Source organism: Streptomyces sp. NPDC054757 (assembly GCF_053612185.1).
Genome location: NZ_JBSHBW010000001.1, coordinates 220,054 through 238,218 on the forward strand (window position 1 = coordinate 220,054; position 18,165 = coordinate 238,218).

The 18,165-nt window shown below is 69.7% G+C and carries 16 protein-coding genes and 1 pseudogene; 4 read left to right on the forward strand and 13 right to left on the reverse strand.

The genetic code is table 11. From position 1 onward, the window contains the following. Positions 1-129 precede the first annotated feature (129 nt). Positions 130-1,170: a sigma-70 family RNA polymerase sigma factor gene (locus tag ACWGKJ_RS00980; protein ID WP_385025292.1), complete on the forward strand. Its 1,041-nt coding sequence runs from the start codon at positions 130-132 to the stop codon at positions 1,168-1,170. Between the two features lie 74 nt (positions 1,171-1,244). On the opposite strand, the gene ACWGKJ_RS00985 is transcribed toward ACWGKJ_RS00980, so the two are convergent. The 9 genes and pseudogenes from ACWGKJ_RS00985 to ACWGKJ_RS01025 all read right to left on the reverse strand — a co-directional run bounded on the left by ACWGKJ_RS00985 (position 1,245) and on the right by ACWGKJ_RS01025 (position 11,380). Beyond that, a complete protein-coding gene (locus tag ACWGKJ_RS00985; RefSeq protein WP_385025226.1) occupies positions 1,245-1,880 on the reverse strand; it encodes a hypothetical protein in 636 nt (211 codons plus the stop codon). 157 nt (positions 1,881-2,037) lie between these two features. Next, positions 2,038-2,364, reverse strand: coding sequence for an STAS domain-containing protein (locus ACWGKJ_RS00990; RefSeq protein ID WP_385025223.1), 327 nt, complete (start codon positions 2,362-2,364; stop codon positions 2,038-2,040). Positions 2,365-2,565: 201 nt separating this feature from the next. Next, positions 2,566-3,843 carry a thymidine phosphorylase gene (locus tag ACWGKJ_RS00995; protein ID WP_385025220.1) on the reverse strand — a complete coding sequence of 426 codons (1,278 nt, stop codon included), beginning with the start codon at positions 3,841-3,843 and terminating at the stop codon, positions 2,566-2,568. A 124-nt stretch (positions 3,844-3,967) separates the two neighbouring features. Beyond that, positions 3,968-4,357 (reverse strand): cytidine deaminase, encoded by a 390-nt coding sequence (locus ACWGKJ_RS01000; RefSeq protein WP_385025217.1) that lies wholly within the window; start codon positions 4,355-4,357, stop codon positions 3,968-3,970. Beyond that, positions 4,354-5,643, reverse strand: coding sequence for an ABC transporter permease (locus ACWGKJ_RS01005; protein WP_385025213.1), 1,290 nt, complete (start codon positions 5,641-5,643; stop codon positions 4,354-4,356). The genes ACWGKJ_RS01000 and ACWGKJ_RS01005 overlap by 4 nt, the downstream gene beginning before the upstream one ends. Next, the gene (locus ACWGKJ_RS01010) at positions 5,640-6,770 is read right to left on the reverse strand and encodes an ABC transporter permease (RefSeq protein WP_385025209.1); all 1,131 of its coding nucleotides are present in this window, start codon (positions 6,768-6,770) and stop codon (positions 5,640-5,642) included. Before ACWGKJ_RS01010 ends, ACWGKJ_RS01005 begins: the two co-directional genes overlap by 4 nt. 293 nt (positions 6,771-7,063) lie before the next feature. After that, positions 7,064-8,626, reverse strand: a pseudogene (locus ACWGKJ_RS01015) (ABC transporter ATP-binding protein); the annotation flags it as partial. 221 nt (positions 8,627-8,847) lie between these two features. After that, the gene (locus ACWGKJ_RS01020) at positions 8,848-9,906 is read right to left on the reverse strand and encodes a BMP family lipoprotein (protein ID WP_385025206.1); all 1,059 of its coding nucleotides are present in this window, start codon (positions 9,904-9,906) and stop codon (positions 8,848-8,850) included. Between the two features lie 151 nt (positions 9,907-10,057). Further along, positions 10,058-11,380 carry an amidohydrolase gene (locus ACWGKJ_RS01025; RefSeq protein WP_385025289.1) on the reverse strand — a complete coding sequence of 441 codons (1,323 nt, stop codon included), beginning with the start codon at positions 11,378-11,380 and terminating at the stop codon, positions 10,058-10,060. A gap of 277 nt (positions 11,381-11,657) precedes the next feature. Between ACWGKJ_RS01025 and ACWGKJ_RS01030 the strand changes: the two genes are divergently transcribed. The 3 genes from ACWGKJ_RS01030 to lspA all read left to right on the forward strand — a co-directional run bounded on the left by ACWGKJ_RS01030 (position 11,658) and on the right by lspA (position 12,995). Beyond that, positions 11,658-12,011 carry a type II toxin-antitoxin system RelE/ParE family toxin gene (locus tag ACWGKJ_RS01030; protein WP_385025203.1) on the forward strand — a complete coding sequence of 118 codons (354 nt, stop codon included), beginning with the start codon at positions 11,658-11,660 and terminating at the stop codon, positions 12,009-12,011. Further along, positions 12,008-12,313: a helix-turn-helix domain-containing protein gene (locus ACWGKJ_RS01035; protein ID WP_385025200.1), complete on the forward strand. Its 306-nt coding sequence runs from the start codon at positions 12,008-12,010 to the stop codon at positions 12,311-12,313. Before ACWGKJ_RS01030 ends, ACWGKJ_RS01035 begins: the two co-directional genes overlap by 4 nt. A gap of 70 nt (positions 12,314-12,383) precedes the next feature. Next, entirely contained in the window at positions 12,384-12,995 is a 612-nt protein-coding gene (gene lspA / locus ACWGKJ_RS01040) for a signal peptidase II (protein ID WP_385025197.1), read from the forward strand. A gap of 109 nt (positions 12,996-13,104) precedes the next feature. Here lspA and ACWGKJ_RS01045 read toward each other — a convergent pair whose 3' ends face one another. From ACWGKJ_RS01045 to ACWGKJ_RS01060, 4 genes are all read right to left on the reverse strand, one after another. After that, complete coding sequence (locus ACWGKJ_RS01045; RefSeq protein WP_385025194.1) at positions 13,105-13,704, reverse strand: RDD family protein; 600 nt, start codon at positions 13,702-13,704, stop codon at positions 13,105-13,107. Between the two features lie 256 nt (positions 13,705-13,960). Next, complete coding sequence (locus tag ACWGKJ_RS01050; protein ID WP_385025191.1) at positions 13,961-15,772, reverse strand: LamG domain-containing protein; 1,812 nt, start codon at positions 15,770-15,772, stop codon at positions 13,961-13,963. A 233-nt stretch (positions 15,773-16,005) separates the two neighbouring features. After that, positions 16,006-17,040, reverse strand: coding sequence for a hypothetical protein (locus tag ACWGKJ_RS01055; protein WP_385025188.1), 1,035 nt, complete (start codon positions 17,038-17,040; stop codon positions 16,006-16,008). 192 nt (positions 17,041-17,232) lie between these two features. Beyond that, positions 17,233-18,156 carry an N-acetylneuraminate synthase family protein gene (locus ACWGKJ_RS01060; RefSeq protein ID WP_385025186.1) on the reverse strand — a complete coding sequence of 308 codons (924 nt, stop codon included), beginning with the start codon at positions 18,154-18,156 and terminating at the stop codon, positions 17,233-17,235. Positions 18,157-18,165: the final 9 nt, after the last annotated feature.

Here is an 18,165-nt window from a genome sequence, read left to right on the forward strand (position 1 = left end):
CCCGATCCGCGCCCCGATCCCTGCCTGACCTGCCACGATCCGCGCCTGGCCGGTGCCTTGCCCACGCCCGGAACGGCGGTCGGCAGGCTGATCCGAGTGCCGTTGTCAGTGCCCCCCTGTAGCTTCGGAATCGCTGGTGCGGTTCGGGACGAGCCCGGGGATCAAGCCCGGGAAACAAGCAGGGGGCACCCTATGAGCGACCTGGCGACAACAGACCTCGACGTGCGTCTGGAGGCACACCGGACGGAGCTGGCCGGTTACTGCTACCGGATGCTCGGTTCGGCCTTCGAGGCGGAGGACGCCGTACAGGACACCATGGTCCGGGCCTGGCGGAGTTTCGACCGGTTCGAGGGCCGCTCGTCCCTGCGCTCGTGGCTCTACCGGATCGCGACCAACGTCTGCCTGGACATGCTGAAAGCGGACAACAGACGGGCCCGCCCGATGGATCTGACCGAGGCCACCCCGGTGGCCGCCGCCGCGCTGCACGCCCGGCCCGAGGCCGTCTGGCTTGAGCCGGTGCCGGACGGCCGGGTACTGCCGTCGCTCGCGGACCCGGCCGAGAAGGCGGTCGAGCGGGACACGATCCGGCTGGCCTTCGTCGCCGCGCTCCAGCATCTGCCGCCCAAGCAGCGGGCCGTGCTGATCCTCCGCGAGGTGCTCGCCTGGAAGGCGAGCGAGGTCGCCACGCTTCTGGAGACCACGGTCGCCTCGGTCAACAGCGCGCTGCAGCGGGCCCGTTCGACCCTCGCCGAGTGCGCGCCCGCACCGACCGACGCGGCCGATCCCCTGGACGAGCAGCAGCAGAAGCTGCTGGCCCGCTATGTCGCCGCCTTCGAGGGGTACGACATGGAGGCGCTGACCGCCCTCCTCCACGAGGACGCCACACTCTCGATGCCGCCGTACGACCTGTGGCTGCGCGGCCACGACGACATCGTCGGCTGGATGCTGGGCGTCGGCTCGGTCTGCCGTGGCTCCCGGCTGGTCCCGACGGTGGCCAACGGCACCCCGGCCTTCGGGCATTACCACCCGAGCGAGTCGGGCGAGGGGTTCACTCCCTGGGCGCTGATGGTCATCGAGACCAGGGACGGCCGGGTCGCCGGGATCACCTCGTTCCTGGACACCGAGCGCTGGTTCCCGCTCTTCGGACTGCCCAAGTCCTTGGAGGGGTGAGGGCGTTGGCCGCCCGCCGGGGGATATGCGGGTACGCAGGGGCTCCGGGGCCGGTGAACCCCGGGGTGCGGGCGTCAGGCGTCGGCGGCCGGGCGCAGCGAAGCCGCGTCCCGGGACGCCGCGAGCTGCTTCTCGATGCGGGGCAGTTGCTTCATGTCGCGTCGCTGCCGGACGAGTGCGGGCACCAGCAGCACGACGACCACCACCAGCAGCCCACCGAGCGCGAAGTTCCCCACCACCAGGAGGACGGCGCCCCCTACGGCGAAAAGGGTCATCATGACGGGCATCGCCCAGCGGTTCTGCTGCAACGCCCGCTGCTGTTCCCGTACGAGGGCGGTCATCGCCCGCCGGGCCTTCGGGTCCGCGGGAACGCGGCCCTTGCGCAGCCACCGGCCGACGACCATCACCTGCCAGGGGCTCAGCCCCGACTCCTCGGCAACCTGCCGCCGGACACGCCGGGACCTCCACAGCGCGACAGTCAACCCGCCGATTCCACCGGCCACTCCCCCTGGGTTGGCATGTCCCCACACGGCATACAACGAGAGATTCACGACGACGACCGCTCCGACCGCGATCGCCAGTATGAGCGTCACCTGCACCCATGGCCGGTCGTTCCAGCGTCGCTCGGCCTGCCAGTCGACCGGATCATCCCCGCCGGAACCTCTGGGCGCCGTACCCCGCTCCCGACCCCCGCTTGTGTCCTCGCTCATTGTCTCCCCTGAAGGACGCTCGGTGACAGACCGGTCTCTCCCGGTCATCGCCGATGTCGTGTACCCGACGGGGTCCTTCACATGTGTGAACGACTTCCTCCGCATGTGAATGTGAAGGCAGCCACCAGGGCCGGATCACCGCCGGGGAGCCGGGGGCTCATGGCTCCTCGGGGGACTCCGCGAGGCCGGTCAGACCGGTCAGGGCGAGCAGCTCGGTGAGTTCGGGCCCCACGTTGCGGAGCCGTAGCCGGCTGCCGTACCGCAGAGCGGTGAGCCGGAGCCCCGCGAGCGCCTCCACCGCGGCCAGGCCGGGGCGGACGACACCGCCCACGTCGCAGTCGACGACGGGCACCCCGGCACGGGCCGCCCGGCCCGCCGCCCCGGCGCCGTGCAGCAGCAGCCGTAGCTCCTCGCACAGGCGCGGGACGTCGGCCCGGCCGACCGGGCCGGTGACCACCAGGACGAGCGGCTCGGTGACATCCACACCAGGGAGACCGGCGCGGCACCCGGAACTCATCGCCGCCACCGGCCCGCCCCGGTTCTCCCCGGCCGGACCGTCGGGCCCGCCGGGCCCGTCCGGCCGAGCGGGCCAGGCAGATCAGGCGGGTCAGACAGGTCAGGCGGGTCAGGCAGGTCAGGCAGGTCAGGCAGGTCAGGCAGGACAAGCGGAGGCAGCTCAGGCAGATCAGGCGATGCGGTCCAGGACGATCGGGTCCGGGGTGAACGCGGTGCCCGCCGGGGCGATGTCGTACGCGGCGGGCAGCGACTCCAGCGCGTACGCGAACTTCTCCGGGGTGTCCGTGTGCAGGGTGAGCAGCGGCTGCCCCTCGGTCACCGTGTCACCGGGCTTGGCGTGCAGCTCGACACCCGCGCCCGCCTGCACCGGGTCCTCCTTGCGGGCGCGGCCCGCGCCGAGGCGCCAGGCGGCCACCCCGATGTCGTACGCGTCCAGCCGGGTCAGCACCCCGCTCGACGGGGCGGTGACGACATGCTGCTCGCGGGCGACCGGAAGCGCCGCGTCCGGGTCGCCGCCCTGCGCCGCGATCATCCGGCGCCAGTGGTCCATCGCGGAGCCGTCCGCGAGCGCCTTCGCCGGGTCGGCGTCCTTCAGACCGGCCGCGTCCAGCATCTCGCGGGCCAGCGCGAGGGTCAGCTCGACGACGTCCGCGGGGCCGCCGCCCGCGAGCACCTCGACGGACTCGCGTACTTCGAGTGCGTTGCCCGCGGTCAGGCCGAGCGGGGTGGCCATATTGGTGAGCAGCGCGACCGTACGGACCCCGTGGTCGGTGCCGAGGCCGACCATGGTGGAGGCGAGTTCGCGGGCGTCGTCCAGGTTCTTCATGAAGGCGCCGGAGCCGACCTTGACGTCCAGGACGAGTGAGCCCGTGCCCTCGGCGATCTTCTTGGACATGATCGAGGAGGCGATCAGCGGAATGGCCTCGACGGTGCCGGTGACATCGCGCAGCGCGTACAGCTTCTTGTCCGCGGGGGCGAGACCGTCGCCCGCCGCGCAGACGACCGCGCCGACCGACTCCAGGACGTCCATCATCTCGGCGTTGGAGAGCAGCGCCCGCCAGCCGGGGACGGACTCCAGCTTGTCGAGCGTGCCCCCGGTGTGGCCGAGGCCCCGGCCGGAGAGCTGCGGTACGACGGCCCCGCAGGCGGCGACCAGCGGAGCGAGCGGCAGCGTGATCTTGTCGCCGACGCCGCCCGTGGAGTGCTTGTCGGCGGTCGGCCGGGAGAGCGCCGAGAAGTCCATCCGCTCACCGGAGTTGATCATCGCGGCGGTCCAGCGGGCGATCTCGGTGCGGTTCATGCCGTTGAGCAGGATCGCCATCGCCAGCGCCGACATCTGCTCATCGGCGACCGCGCCGCGGGTGTAGGCGTCGATCACCCAGTCGATCTGCTCGGGGCTCAGCTCGCCCCGGTCCCGCTTGGTGCGGATGACAGAGATGACGTCCATGGAGTTGGCGTTCCTTCCGGCAGGGGTTGGTGAGGTGATGCGTAACGCGCGACTCTACGCGCATAGAGGAATCGGAGAGAAGGGCCGGGGCCCGCCCGCGGGTGCGGGTGGGCCCCGGCGCGGCTCAGTTCAGATGCTGCGGGCCGAACGCCTGCGGCAGCATCGCGGAGAGCGGCAGCACCCCGTCCGGGGTTTCGAGCAGCAGCTCGGGCCCGCCGAACTCGTACAGCAGCTGCCGGCAGCGCCCGCACGGGACGAGCACCGCGCCCGCGCCGTCGACACAGGTGAAGTGGGTCAGCCGGCCGCCGCCGGTCGCCTGGAGCTGCGAGACCAGACCGCACTCGGCGCACAGCCCGATGCCGTACGAGGCGTTCTCGACATTGCACCCGACGACTGTGCGTCCGTCGTCCACCAGGGCCGCGACGCCGACCGGGTACTTCGAGTACGGCGCGTACGCATGGGCCATCGCGCCGCGCGCGGCCTCCCGCAGCACGTCCCAGTCGACCTCTGTCACTTGCCCTGGCCCTTCCGGTAGCGCATACCGTCCGCCTTGGGCATCCGCAGCCGCTGCGCGGAGAGCGAGAGCACCAGCAGGGTGACCACATACGGGGTGGCGCCCACGAAGTCGGACGGGACATCGTCGGTCAACAGGTACCAGACCAGGATGAGTACGGCCATGACCGCGCTGATCGTGCCCTGGAGCACCGCCTTGCGGTAGAGCTTCCAGACCGCGAGCAGCACGAGCAGCACCACGATGAGCAGCAGCAGCGCATGGACGGTCTCGCCGCCGTTGCGCAGCTGGAGCGCGTCGGAGAAGCCGAACAGGCCCGCGCCCATGGCGAGTCCGCCGGGCCGCCAGTTACCGAAGATCATCGCGGCGAGACCGATGTAGCCGCGCCCGCCGGTCTGGTTCTCCAGATAGATGTGTGTGGGGACCATCGCGAGGAAGGCCCCGCCGAGCCCGGCCAGACCGCCGGAGACGGCGACCGCCGCGTACTTGTACGTGTAGACGTTGACGCCCAGCGACTCGGCGGCGATCGGGTTCTCGCCGCAGGAGCGCAGCCGCAGACCGAACGCGGTCTTCCACAGCACCCACCAGGTGCCGATGAAGAGCAGCACGGCGATGATCGTCAGCACCGACACATCGGTGACCAGACCGCCGAGTACCCCGGCCAGGTCGGAGACGAAGAACCAGTGGTGCTTCTCGACGGACGCCAGCCCGTCCGAGAGACCAGGCACGGTGAAGTCGGGCATCGAGTCGATGGGCGGCGACTGCTTCGGGTTGCCGCCCGCGGTCTCGGCAGCGCCGTGGTTGAAGAAGATCTTCGCGAGGTACTGGGTGGCGCCCAGGGCGAGCAGGTTGACCGCCACACCGGAGACGATGTGGTCGACGCCGAAGGCGATGGTGACGATCCCGTGGATCAGCCCGCCGAGCATGCCGAAGGTGATACCGGCGAGCAGCCCGAGCCAGGGGCTGGACTGCCAGCCGATCCAGCCGGCCCCGAAGGTGCCGAGGATCATCATGCCTTCGAGGCCGATGTTGACCACACCGGCCCGCTCGGACCAGAGCCCGCCGAGACCGGCGAGCCCGATCGGCACGGCAAGACCGAGCGAGGCGCTGATCTGCCCTTCGGATGTCAGCTGCTCGGCGCCGGTCACGATCCGGACCAGCGAGAGCAGGACCAGGCCGACGGCGACGATCAGCAGGATCTTGGGGAGCGAGAGCCCGGCACGGCCGGACCTGGCGTTCGCCGCCTTGGGAGCCGCTGGCGGCGGGGTCTTGGTCATGGTCGCGGTCATGCCGTCACCTCCTGCTGGTTCGAGTGGGCGGCGGCCTGCGCGGCGAGTTCGGCGCCGACCTTTCGCTGCTGGCGCTTGAGTCCGTAACGGCGTACGACTTCGTAGGCGATGACCACGCACAGGACGATGACGCCCTGGATGACGCCGAGGATCTCCTTGTCGTACCCCTTGAACTCAAGGTGGTTGGTGGTGCGCTCCAGGAAGCCCCAGAGGAGTGCGCCGAGGGCGATACCCACCGGGTGGTTGCGGCCGAGCAGCGCGATGGCGATACCGGTGAAGCCGACGCCCAGCGGGAAGTCGTTGCTGTACATGTGGCTGTCGTTGAGCAGCGTCGGCATCCCGATCAGACCGGCCATCGCACCCGAGATGATCATGCTGGTCGCGACCATTTTCTTGACGCTGACCCCGCTCGCGGAGGCCGCGGACTCGGACTGGCCGACGGCCCGCAGGTCGAACCCGAAGCGGGTGCGGCCGAGTACGAACCAGTACGCCACACCGGCCAGCGCCGCGATGAAGATGAAGCCCCAGAGCTCTCCGGCCGGGCCGGTGTTGATGGAGAAGAACCAGGAGGACTGCGGGAGCGGCTTGGTGGAGACCAGCGTGCCCGCGTCGTCGAGCTGGCCGAGCCGGCCCGGCTGCATCAGATAGGCGATGACAGCGGTGGCGATCGAGTTCAGCATGATCGTCGAGATGACCTCGCTGACGCCCCGGGTCACCTTCAGCACACCGGCGATCCCGGCCCACATCGCGCCGACCAGCATGGCGGTGACGATCATCAGCGGGATCTGGACGGCGCCCGGCAGCGTCAGCGCGCCGCCGACGACGGCGGCGAAGAAGGCGGCCATGCGGTACTGGCCGTCGACCCCGATGTTGAACAGGTTCATCCGGAAGCCGACGGCCACCGCGATACCCGCGAGGTAGTACGTCGTCGCCTTGTTGAGGATGTAGATCTGGCTGTCGCTGGCCGATCCGTACGTCAGCATGTCGCTGAACGCGGAGAAGGGGTCCTTGCCGGTGGCGAGGATGACCAGCATGGTGACGACGAGGGCCGCCACCACGGCGAGCAGGGGGGCCGCTATGCCGAGGAGCAGCCGCTCCCGGTCGATGCGTGCGGTGTACTTCTTCATCGGTCCTCTCCCCCGGCTTCGCCGCCGGCGGTGTCCGGGGTGTCCGAAGTCTTCGGGGCCTCCGGGGTGTCCGGGGTCTTGCGGGGCTTCGGGACCCCCGGCTTCCTGCTGCTGCCCGAGGTCTTCGGGAGGGTGGTGTCGTGGGCGGCGGTGGTGCCGTCCGTAGCAGCGGTCCCCGCCACAGCGGTGGTCCCGTCCGTGTCCGCGGTCCCGTCCGTGTCCGCGGTTCCATCCACAGCGGTGGTCCCAGCCGTCTCGGCGGTCCCATCAGCAGCGGCGCCACCCGAAGCGGCAGCCCCGTCCACCGCAGCGCTCTCGTCGTGTTCCAGGTGGCCGGTCGCGGCTCCCGTCATCGCGGAGCCGAGTTCCTCGGGGGTGATCGTGGCGGGGTCCGCGTCGGCGACGAGCCGGCCGCGGTACATCACCCGCAGGGTGTCGGACAGGCCGATCAGCTCGTCCAGGTCCGCGGAGATCAGCAGGACCGCCAGCCCTTCACGACGGGCCTCCTTGATCTGGTCCCAGATCTGCGCCTGCGCGCCGACGTCCACGCCCCGGGTGGGATGCGCGGCGATCAGCAGCTTGGGCCGGTGGCTCATCTCGCGCCCGACGATCAGCTTCTGCTGGTTGCCGCCGGAGAGTGAGGCCGCGGTGACGTCGATACCGGGCGTACGCACGTCGTAGTCGGCGACGATCCGCTCGGTGTCCGCGCGCGCCGCCTTCGCGTCGATCAGCCCGCGACGGGAGTTGGGCCGCTCGGTGACATGGCCGAGTATCCGGTTCTCCCAGAGCGGAGCCTCCAGGAGCAGGCCGTGCCGGTGGCGGTCCTCGGGGATGTAACCGACGCCGCTCTCCCGGCGCCTTCGGGTGGGCACATGCGAGATGTCGGTGGTGTCCAGCGTGATGACACCGCCGTCGGGGTCGCGCATCCCCATGATCGCCTCGACGAGTTCCGCCTGGCCGTTGCCCTCCACGCCCGCGATGCCCAGGACTTCGCCCCGGTGGATGGTGAAGGAGATCCCGGAGAGCACTTCCCGTACGTCGCCGTCGGCGTCGACCGCGGTGAGCCGCAGATCGTCGAGGGTGAGCATCGGCGCGTCGGTGACCGTCGACTCGCGCGTCTCGGGCGAGGGCAGCTCGCTGCCCACCATCAGCTCGGCGAGCTGCTTGGACGTGGTGGTCGCCGGGTCGGCGGTGCCCACGGTCGTACCGCGCCGGATGACGGTGATCTCGTCGGCGACGGAGAGCACCTCACCGAGCTTGTGCGAGATGAAGATGACCGTCAGGCCCTCGGACTTGAGCTCGCGGAGGTTGTCGAAGAGCGCGTCGACCTCCTGCGGGACCAGAACCGCGGTCGGCTCGTCGAGAATGAGCGTGCGGGCGCCGCGGTAGAGGACCTTGAGGATCTCCACACGCTGGCGGTCGGCGACGCCGAGGTTCTCCACGAGGGCGTCGGGGCGGACGCCGAGGCCGTACGCGTCCGAGATCTCCCTGATCTTGTTACGGGCCCTGGTGCCGATCCCGTACAGCTTCTCGCCGCCGAGGACCACGTTCTCCAGGACCGTGAGGTTGTCGGCGAGCATGAAGTGCTGGTGCACCATGCCGATGCCGCGGGCGATGGCGTCGGCGGGGCTGGCGAACACGGCCTGGTCGCCGTCGACGGCGATGGTGCCCTCGTCCGGCTTCTGCATGCCGTAGAGGATCTTCATCAGGGTCGACTTGCCGGCCCCGTTCTCACCGCACAGGGCGTGCACGGTGCCCTTGCGGACGGTGATGTCGATATCGCGGTTGGCGACGACACCGGGGAATCGTTTGGTGATGCCGCGCAGTTCGACGGCGGGAGGGCTGGACGCGTTGATGGCGCACTCTCCTCGGAGAAGGAGCGGTGGAGGTCCCGGCGGAGGCGGGAGGATGCGGTGACACTGGGGCTTCGTCCGGACCGGGCCGGGCCCGCGGGATGTGGCCTGATCCGAACGGAAGACGGTAACCCGTCAACTCCGCGCTACACGCGTAGAGTTGACACATTGTTATGGGCCCGGCGGAAGGTACGCACCCTCGCACCGGGCCCATGCGGGGCCGGTCAGGGGGTCGTCTTGACCTTGACCTTGCCGTCCACGATCTTCTTCTGCGCGGCATCGAGCTGGGACTTGATGTCGTCGATGAAACCACCGCTGGTGGCCAGCGAGACACCGCCCTCGGCGAGCGAGTAGGTGTGCGTACCGGTCATCGGCTTGCCGGAGCGGACCGACTTGACCAGGTCGTAGACGCCGATGTCGACGTTCTTGACGACCGAGGTCAGGATCGAGGACTTGTACTTCGCCAGCGAGGCGATGTTGTACTGGTCCGAGTCGACGCCGATCGCCCAGGCGCCCTTCTTGCCGTTGACAGCCTCGATGGCACCGTTGCCGGAGGAGCCGGCCGCCGAGTAGACGACGTCCGCCCCCTTGTCGAGCATGCCCTGCGCGGCTTCCTTGCCCTTGTCGGGGCTGGCGAAGCCGGAGGTGTCCGAGCCGTGGCTGAGGTACTGCCGGTCAATCTTGATCTTGCTGTTGGTGTCCTTGACGCCCTGGACGTAACCCGCCTCGAACTTCTTGATCAGCGGGACGTCCACACCGCCGATGAAGCCGACGTGGTGCGTCTTGGACTTCAGCGCCGCGGCGACACCCGCGAGGTAGGAGCCCTGCTCCTCGGTGAAGACGATGTTGTCGACGTTCTTGGCGTCGACGACCGAGTCCACGATGCCGAAGGTGACCTTCGGGTACTTCGCGGCGACCTGCTTCATCGAGTTCGCGTACGCGTAGCCGATGCCGACGATCGGGTTGTAGCCCGCGTCCGCGAGGTCGGTGAGCCGCTGGACGCGGTCGGCCTCGGTGTCGGTGGTCTTCGCGGTCAGCTCCTTGATGCTGCCCCCGAACTCCTTCTTCGCCTTGTCCATGCCGCGGGCGGCGGAGTCGTTGAAGGAGTGGTCGCCACGGCCGCCGACGTCGTACGCGACACCGACCTTGACGCCCTTGGAGGACCCGGACGACGAAGACTTGGAGTCTTCCTGCTGGGTCGACGTGCTGCCACAGGCGGATACGGAGAGAGCGAGGGCCGCGGTGGCTATGCCAGACGCAGCGATCTTGGTTACCCGGCGCAAGAGGAGGTCCCTTCAAACCAAACCTGGAGCGCCTCTTCCGGCGCTGGTTTTCGCGAGGATCGTAACGCGCGTAGATGTCAGGTAAAGGCCTGTTCGGAACCTGTTATCGGATCGACGCGAACGGGGCGGGCCCGCCCGGTGACCCGTCCCCCTACATCCGGTGTCCATCCAGCAACGCGGCCGCGGTGAACAGCTCCACACCCACCTCGATCGACGCCTCGTCCGGGTCGAAGTCCCCCCGGTGCAGGTCGCCCCGGGCGCTGTCGCCGGGCGTCCGCACCCCGAGCCTGGCCATCGCGCCCGGCACCTGCTCCAGATACCAGGAGAAGTCCTCGCCGCCGAGGCTCTGCTCGGTGTCCTCGATCGCGTACGGCCCGCGGCGCGCGGTCATCGCGTCCCGCAACAGCTCGGCCACGGCACCGTCGTTGACGACCGGCGGCACCCCGCGTACGTAGTTGATCACCGACTTGGCCCGGTGCAGGTCGGCCACCTCGGCGATGGCCGCGTGCACCAGGTCGGGGGCGGCCCGCCAGGCGTCCAGGTCCAGGCAGCGCACGGTGCCGGAGAGTTCGGCGTGCTGCGGGATGACGTTGCAGGCGTGGCCGGCCTCGATCCGCCCCCAGGTCACGGCGAGCCCGGCCCTGGCGTCGATCCGCCGGGCCAGCAGCGCGGGCACATCGGAGACGACCTTGGCGGCCGCGGTCACCAGATCGGTGGTGAGGTGGGGGCGCGCGGTGTGCCCGCCGGGTCCGTCGAGGCTGACTTCGAGCCGGTCGCAGGCGGAGGTGATGGGCCCGGTACGCAGCCCGATCCGCCCGGCGTCGACCTTGGGGTCGCAGTGCACACCGATGATCCGGCCGACCCCTTCGAGCACCCCGGACTCGATGGCGTCGGGGGCGCCGCCCGGCAGCACCTCCTCGGCTGGCTGGAAGATCAGCCGTACGGGATACGGCAGCTGCCCGGCCCGGTGCAGCCGGGCGAGCACCAGACCTGCCCCGAGGACGGCGGTGGTGTGCACGTCGTGCCCGCAGGCGTGCGCCATACCGGGCACGGTGGAGCGGTAGTCGCAGTCGACCTTGGTGTCCGGGATGGGCAGCGCGTCGATGTCGGCGCGGAGGGCGAGCATGGGGCGGGGGGCGGGAGCGTCGGCCTCTCCGCCCCTCCCGGTGCCACCGGCCTCCACGGTCCCGTCGACACCGATGTCACAGACCAGGCCGGTCCCGGTATTGAGCACACGGGGCGCGAGCCCGGCCAGCTCCAGCCGCGCCTTGAGGGCGGCGGTGGTACGGAACTCGTGATTCCCCAGCTCCGGGTGGCGGTGCAGGTCACGCCGGAAGGCGATCAGCTCGGCACGGAGATCGGCGGGCAGCACACCGGGCAGGGCCGCACCGGCGGCACCGGGACGACCGCCGTCGGGGGCCTCACCGGCACCGTCGGAGGGACCGGGCTGGTCGGCATCGGACTCACGGGACATCAACTGGTTCACCCGTTCAAGGTTAGGCCCCTTCACTGCTCAACTAACCATCGATCAACAAAACTTCAGCCGCTTAGGCGAAAAAATCATGGCGGCACGGGCTTCAGGTGAAGGTTTGGTGGGTATAGCAGTGTGCTGCGCGCGGGAGCCGAGGCGCAGGGGGAACGAAACCTGTTCCCCCCCCTCCCGGATGCCACCCACTGCAACCATCACCCAAATATTAGCTCGTGCTAATATCAAGCAGTGGACGGACCGTACGAACTGAGATTTTTTGCCGATGTCCTGGGACTGGATCCAGGGTCTCGCCAAGGAGGATCCTGATAGCCACGACCACGTCATCGCCGCACTCGAACGGCTCCAGGAGTCGGGCCCAGCACTTCGGCGCCCCACCGTGGGAGCTGTCGAGAAAAGCCAGTTCCGCAACATGCGCGAGTTACGCCCGCGCAATGGCGGCACCATCAGCATCCGCATGCTGTTCGTCTTCGACCCCGTGCGCAGAGCGGTCTTCCTTGTCGCGGGCAACAAGGCGAGCAGACGCCAGTGGGCAACCTGGTACCCCAAGGTGATCAGAGAAGCGGACGCCAAGTACACCTCTTATCTGGAAGCACTGAAGGAGGAGAACGAGGGATGAAGCTCGGCAGCATGGCGGATCTCACCGCCGACATCGGTCCTGAGAAGCGCGCCCGTATCGAGGCCATCAAGCAGGACATGGTCGACGCCGAGCGCGGTCATGAACTCTCGGCGCTCCGCAAAGCACAGGGAATGACACAGGTACAGGTCGCGGCAGCGATGGGCTTGACGCAGGGCAGGATCAGTCAGATCGAACGGGGTGGTGTCCGCCTCGATACGTCGACCATGGCGGCATACCTGCAGGCCATCGGGGGCGAACTGACGATACTGGCGACCGTGGGTAACGTCTCGGTGCGACTCTGATCACCAGGGAACACAGGGCCCCGTACACAGGACCCGCAACCGCGAGCCGGGACACGACCGGGTGGCAGACATGAGGTGGCTGAGCGTGACGAATCCGGTGCCGGGCGCGGAAGAGCAGGCGGAAGCAGAGCGGGAAGTCCAGGAAGGACCAGGACAGGGCGCACGCGGCAGACGGCGGACGACGCTCCTGCTGGTCGTCGCGGGCATCGCGTACGCGCTCGACCTGGGCAGCAAACTGGCCGTGGTCGCGAAGCTGGAGCACCACGCCCCCGTGAAGGTGATCGGCGGCTGGCTGGAGCTGAGCGCGATCCGCAATCCCGGTGCGGCGTTCGGGATCGGCGGGGCGACGACCATTCTGTTCACGGTGATCGCGGTGGCCATCGCCCTGGTGATCATCCGGATGGCGCGCCGCCTGTACAGCGGCCCGTGGGCGATCGCCCTGGGCCTGCTCCTCGGCGGCGCCCTCGGCAATCTGACCGACCGCCTCTTCCGCTCCCCGGGCGGCCTGCAGGGGGCCGTGGTCGACTTCATCGCGGTCCGCGACTTCAGCGTGATGAACCTGGCCGACTGGGCGATCTCCTGCGGGGGCGCCCTGATGGTGGTTCTGGCGTTCCGGGGGCGGGGACTGGACGGGTCGGTCAGCGGCAGCGAGCGGCCGGCCCCGGAGGACGAGGCCGGCTGACGGGCCTGTGCCTGGCCGGCCCATCGCCGACCGGCTCCAGCCGGGCTTGAGTGCACCCCCCCCAGCTTTCGAAGTCCGGCAAACCCTCCGCCCCGCCGACAGAGGATGGCTACTGCGCGACCGGGCTGGGCTCACCCGAACTGGCGGCCGGAGCCCCCGCACCGCCGGGCCACCGCACCACCACCGTTCCCGCCGCCCGGTCGAACTTGCTCTGCCAGTACGGCCGGTTCGAGAGCAGCTGTACGAGAAGGGCCGCCCCGATCAGGACATTGGCGACCGGGACCACCGTGGCCAGACAGAGCGCAGCCTCCCTGACCGCGGCCTCCCGACGGGTGAGTGGCACCGTTCCATCGGTCCACAGCGGGACGACCCTCAGCCCGCACAACCGCTTGCCCAGCGAACGGCCCCACCGCTGCACCACGCGTACATGCACCCGGATCGTCACGAGGGGAACACCCACGAGCAGAAGAACACAGAGCAGGAACGCCGCACCGTCCGAAGCATCCGGAGAGATGCTGTCGAAGACGACAGCCGCCACGACACACAAGGCACCGGCGAACACCGTCAGCACGACGAAGTCGACCAACCGCGCCACGATCCGCCGAAGCGGGCCCGCCAGCGCCAACGTGCCCGGACCAGCCGCTTCACCGACCGCGACGTAGTGGACAGTTGCCGCTTCCGGAGGCGCACCAAAGAGCACCTGATCCATCACATTTCCCCTATTTCGGTCGACCGATTCAATGGCGGATTCGTCCACACATCGAAATCGGCCGGACCTTCGTCCTGCATTGCCATGAAGGGCACTGTTCGCACGTTACGGGGCGCGAAATATGGCCGCGCCCATAGCCCAGAGGCGCCGACTCGCCCCGGTCATCGCCGTCAGGCGCCGGGCGGGGCGTCCCGTCCACTCCGGGGCGCCCATCTGCACTCCGCGGGGCCCCATACGCTCCGGACCCCCATCCGTTCTACAGAGGGACCGGAAGCTCGTTCACATACATCTGGCTGATGTCAGGCGCGCCCATCACTCCGGTCCAGACCCGTACACCGTCCACCAGACCTGCCGTCGCGTCGCCATAACCGCCACCCGGCACGTGTCCCCGGCCGATGGCGAAGTCGCCGGTGGCCTGCCACGGTGAGTCGAAGGTGACACCGTCCTCCCCACCCTGACGGACTCCGTCCACATACAGCTGCAGCTGACGGTGCGCGCTGTCGTAGACCCCCGTGAGCAGAGTCCACTCCCCGGGAGTGACCAACTGCGCTGCTGCCGTACTCGTCGGATCCGTCACCGTGGTGGCGTCGGCGGCGTCCTCGCTGGTACGCCCGAACGTCCACATGCCCTCCGACACACCGGCGCTCTGGGTGTACCAGAGGCCCCAGGAATCGCTGTGGGCGCCGCCCTGCCCGGCGATCCGCATCGTGTGGGCCCTGCTCGTGTCACTCAGCGCCGACGGATCGAGTTTCACCCAGGCGGCGATGGTGAAGTCGCCCTGCGCGTCGACGAGCGGGCCGTGCGCCGTGGCGTGCCCGGTCGTGCCGTTCAGGGAGAGGACCCCTCCCTTGCCTCCGTCGTCGTCGGTGGCGAAGGCGGCACCGGTGGACAGGGTCGCGGGGTGCCCGTAGCCGGAGGCATCAGCGGCAGTGCGGCCCGAGGGCTCGTCCATCTCCCAGTCCGCCGCGAGGGCGGGACGCGGGTTTCCGGTGGCCGGGTCCTCCTCGGCCTCCAGGCCGGCGGCCTCGTCCGGCCTGAGCGCCCGGCTCCAGGTCTGGATCTCGTCGAGTTGCCCCGGGAAGTAGTCGGTGTACGCGGAGCCGTACTGCCCCCGTCCGATCTGCAGGTCTCCGGTCGCCTTCCACGGCGTCGTGAAAGCGACCGCGTGCCCCTGGGGTACGCCGTTGACGTACAGCTGAATGGTGCGTGCGCTCGCGTCGTACACGCCGGTCAGATGGGTCCACACCCCCGCGACGGGGGTCGCCTTCGAGACGGAGCGGACGATGGTGGGTGAGGCCGAGTCCGATGCGTACCGGTTGAAGACCCACGCTTTGGAGGAGGCCGAGTAGTACAGCGCGAACGCCGAACCCGCTGTGCCTGCCTGGGCCGCCACCACCGCGTTGTGAGAGGTACCGGTCAGACGCGCCCAGCCCGAGACGGTGAAGGAGGCGGAGGTGTCGGGGCCGGCTCCGGCAACCGAGGCGTAGCCCTTCGCGCCATCCGTGTCCAGCGCCTTGCCGAGCCGGGCACGGCTGGACCAGCCTGCTCCGCCGAGGAGGGTCGCGGGGTGCGAACCCGCGCTGTCCGCCGCCGCGTTGCCCTTGCCCTCGTCGAACGACCAGACGCCGGTCGGCGGGCTGGGTGGCGCGACGTTGAAGTTGTAGGTCGCGCCGGCCGACGTGTGGCCCGCCGCATCCCATGCCGTCACCACCAGATGGTTGACACCGCGCCCGTCCGGTACGAGCGAGAGGTCGGTGGCGGTGGCCCCGGGCGGAACCGTTCTGGTGTGCTGCGTACCGGAGTTGAGCGTATAGGTGAGCTTCACGACGTCAGCGGACGTGGTCGTCACGGTGAACACACCGGGTGCGCCGACGCTCCCGTGTGCGGTGCAGTCGTCGGCCCCGCACTCCGGGTAGTCGGTGGACGTGACCCTCGGGGTGTCGAGCGTGACACCGGCTCGGCCCTTTCGTGCGGTCACGGTGGGGTGGGACGCGTGCGCGGTGCCTCCCGTGCCCGCGAACGCCGGTGTGGCCCCGAGGCCGCTCACCAGCAGTGCGGCACTCAGCAACCACGCGCATCTGGTCCGTGCGGACCCCTGTCTGTCATCGCGTCCGGATTTCCCCACAGCCCCGCTCCACCCCTGTACGCCAAGCTAGTTGGCCCCCACAGCTATCGCCTCTGGATCTTGTCAGGGCTTCGTCAGTGGCAGGGCAAGGAAATGACCAAGAAAAGATCATGTGAAGGTAATAAGGTCTGAATGTGACCGGACTTCACATCTGGTGCGCGGTGTGCGCAGGACGCTCACACTCCGGGCGCCAGCCGCTGCACGTCACGTGCCGTCCCCGTCACCCCCGCCAGGAATCCCTGCGCCCGCGGGGACGCCGTCTCCGTGAGCCAGGCCGGGTCGATGTCGCAGACCGCGACGCGGACCTCCGTACCCGTCAGGGCGAGCGGGAGGGTGTGGACGACCGTGGACGGGAAGCTCACGATCGTGCGGCCGATCGGGCCGCGGCGGGCGATCAGTTCCAGGGGGAGGTCGGGGCGGACGATCTCCAGGCCCGTCTCCGCGTGCAGGCGGTGGAGCTTCTCGGTGGACTCGCGGCGGTGGGCGAAGTACCGCGTGACCTGGTGGGTACGGGCCAGCCCTGCCACCGCCGCGATATAGCGGTCCTGGTCCACCACCCCCGTCTCCACGAGTGAGGTGCCCACCAGGTCCGATGTGCGGGTGATCCTCGGCGGGCCGAAGCGGGCGCGGGTCCAGGCGAAGTCGTTGGCGGTGACGGTCAGTCCGGGCGGCGCGTCCGTCACCGGCATCGAGCTGAAGACCTCGACCGCGCGCCGGCCGGACGGGGTGAGGCGGCGGCGGGCCACGGAGGCCATGGGGGCGAAGAGCAGATCGCGGGGGCCCCGGCGGCCACGCCGGTGCCAGCGGACCAGGGGTGTACCGGAGGCGAGTTGGGCGATGAACTCCATGGTGGCGGTGCCGTCGTCCACCACCGTCAGGTCGCGGGCGCCGGTCAGGGCGAGGAGGAGCTGTACGTACCGTGAGAACGGGTCGCCGATGACGATCCGGTCCGCCCTGCGCAGCAGGGGTGCGAGGCCGCCGATGGTCTGGAACGGCGCCGCCATCCCGCCACGCGCCTCCTCCCAGCGCACCGTGACGCCCTCGCCCCGGGCCAGTTCGGCCATCCGGCGCAGCTGGCCGCGGGACATGGGGTCGAGCGGTGAGAGGACGACCACGGTCAGGTCCATGGTCGTCGTGTGGGCCCACTCCAGCAGGTTGAGCAGCTGGACGGGGCTCTCCACGAAGGCGAGCGTGGTGGGGGCGCTCTTCACAGTGGCGGTTCTCCGGTCTCGGTTCTCCGGGCTACGGGACTCCGGGCTACGGGACTCCGGTCGCCGGGCTCCGGGTCAGGGGCCTCCGGGGTGCTGGAACTCCGTTTCGCGGGACTCCGTTTCACGGGACTCCGTTTCACAGAACTCCGGTTCACAGAACTCCGGCCCTGGGCCCGGTCCTGGGCGCGGGGATCAGACGGACGCCGGCTCGCGGTCCGCGCCCTCGGCCACGACACCGGCGACCCGGCGCAGCTTCTTCATCGGGGCCAGCTCCGACTCGTAGACCTTCTTGACGCCGTCACCGAGCGACGCCTCGATGGTGCGGATGTCTCGCACCAGCCGCTGAAGACCCTGCGGCTCGACGGACGCCGCCTGGTCGGAGCCCCACATGGCGCGGTCCAGGGTGATGTGGCGCTCGACGAAGGACGCGCCGAGCGCGACGGCGGCGAGGGTGGTCTGGAGGCCGGTCTCGTGGCCGCTGTAGCCGATCGGGACGTTCGGGTACTCACCCTGGAGCGTGTTGATGACGCGCAGGTTCAGCTCGTCGGCCTTGGCCGGGTACGTCGAAGTGGCGTGGCAGAGCAGGATGTTGTCGCTGCCGAGCACCTCGACCGCGTGCCGGATCTGCTTCGGCGTCGACATACCGGTGGAGAGGATCACCGTACGGCCGGTGGCGCGCAGGGCGCGCAGCAGCTCGTCGTCGGTGAGCGAGGCGGAGGCGACCTTGTGCGCCGGTACGTCGAACTTCTCCAGGAACGCGACGGCCTCGGTGTCCCACGGCGACGCGAACCAGTCGATGCCGCGCAGGGCGCAGTGCTCGCCGATCGCCCGGTACTCGTCCTCGCCGAACTCGACGCGGTGCCGGTAGTCGATGTACGTCATCCGGCCCCAGGGGGTGTCGCGCTCGATGTCCCACTGGTCGCGCGGGGTGCAGATCTCCGGGGTGCGCTTCTGGAACTTGACCGCGTCGCAGCCCGCTTCGGCGGCGATGTCGATCAGGGCGAGCGCGTTGTCCAGCTCGCCGTTGTGGTTGATGCCGATCTCGCCGGTGATGTAGACGGGGTGGCCGGGGCCCGCGGTCTTGGCGCCGAGCGTACGGAGGCGGGTGGTGCTCATGAGGGGGTT

Excerpts from the sequence above, each read along its gene's own strand:
- ACWGKJ_RS00985 (WP_385025226.1), bottom strand. The coding sequence starts at position 1,880 with ATGAGCGAGGACACAAGCGGGGGTCGGGAGCGGGGTACGGCGCCCAGA.
- ACWGKJ_RS00995 (WP_385025220.1), bottom strand. The coding sequence starts at position 3,843 with ATGGACGTCATCTCTGTCATCCGCACCAAGCGGGACCGGGGCGAGCTG.
- ACWGKJ_RS01005 (WP_385025213.1), bottom strand. The coding sequence starts at position 5,643 with ATGACCGCGACCATGACCAAGACCCCGCCGCCAGCGGCTCCCAAGGCG.
- ACWGKJ_RS01010 (WP_385025209.1), bottom strand. The coding sequence starts at position 6,770 with ATGAAGAAGTACACCGCACGCATCGACCGGGAGCGGCTGCTCCTCGGC.
- ACWGKJ_RS01025 (WP_385025289.1), bottom strand. The coding sequence starts at position 11,380 with ATGTCCCGTGAGTCCGATGCCGACCAGCCCGGTCCCTCCGACGGTGCC.
- ACWGKJ_RS01030 (WP_385025203.1), top strand. The coding sequence starts at position 11,658 with ATGTCCTGGGACTGGATCCAGGGTCTCGCCAAGGAGGATCCTGATAGC.
- ACWGKJ_RS01035 (WP_385025200.1), top strand. The coding sequence starts at position 12,008 with ATGAAGCTCGGCAGCATGGCGGATCTCACCGCCGACATCGGTCCTGAG.
- lspA (WP_385025197.1), top strand. The coding sequence starts at position 12,384 with ATGAGGTGGCTGAGCGTGACGAATCCGGTGCCGGGCGCGGAAGAGCAG.
- ACWGKJ_RS01045 (WP_385025194.1), bottom strand. The coding sequence starts at position 13,704 with ATGGATCAGGTGCTCTTTGGTGCGCCTCCGGAAGCGGCAACTGTCCAC.
- ACWGKJ_RS01060 (WP_385025186.1), bottom strand. The coding sequence starts at position 18,156 with ATGAGCACCACCCGCCTCCGTACGCTCGGCGCCAAGACCGCGGGCCCC.